Source organism: Pseudomonas sp. HMSC066A08 (assembly GCF_001813025.1).
Lineage (GTDB): Bacteria > Pseudomonadota > Gammaproteobacteria > Pseudomonadales > Pseudomonadaceae > Pseudomonas > Pseudomonas aeruginosa.
In genome coordinates this window covers 1-728 of record NZ_KV811311.1, presented here as the reverse complement: position 1 = coordinate 728, position 728 = coordinate 1, and the positions used below count along the sequence as shown (strand labels likewise).

Below are 728 nucleotides of genomic sequence, written 5' to 3'. Positions count from 1 at the left end.
TATCCGCATGGAACAGCTTGTGGCTGAGGCCACGCAGGCGCCGATGCACGCGCTGATCGCTGAGGCTGTGGACTTGATCGTCTCGATTGAGAAAACAGCAGGCGGGAGGCGGATCAAGGAAGTCGTCACGGTCGAAGGGCACGACGGCACTCAATACCTCACTAAACCCATATAGGAATCCAACACATGATCGCAAATGCTCTGTCTGCTTCGCCAATGGCGTCGAAGGCTTCTCCCTTCATGTCCAAAGCGCGTGCGGTGCTGACCAATCCCTACTTCTGGCTGATGGCCGCTCTGTTCTTGGTGCTTCTCTTTGGTGCCATCGAACCGGCGCACGCGGCTGACGCAACCGAAGGCGGCGGCGCAGGCCTGCCGTGGGAAGGCCCGCTGACCAAGCTCAAGCAGTCAATCAGCGGGCCGGTGGCCTTCGTGATCGCGCTGCTCGGCATCATCGCGTGCGGCGCTACGCTGATCTGGGGCGGTGAAGTCTCCGAGTTCACCCGCCGCATCATCTACGTCGTTCTGGTGGTCTGCATCATCGTCTTCGCTAACACGCTGCTGACTGGTGCGCTGTTCTCTGGCGCTGTGGTGCCGCACGACGCTGCAATTTCTGCCGCTGATGTGGCCGCCTACGCGAAGGCTCACGCCGCAGCCCTGACCGGGGTAGGGGGTCGCTGATGGAAGTAATGGAATCGCGTCGTTTGACGCCATTCCACCGGGCGCTCCAT

1 protein-coding gene is annotated in these 728 nt (G+C 61.1%); it reads left to right on the top strand.

Annotated elements, in window-relative coordinates:
• The first annotated feature begins 186 nt into the window (after positions 1–186).
• Entirely contained in the window at positions 187–678 is a 492-nt protein-coding gene (locus HMPREF2886_RS19235; RefSeq protein WP_021155429.1) for a TrbC/VirB2 family protein, read from the top strand.
• Positions 679–728 lie beyond the last annotated feature (50 nt).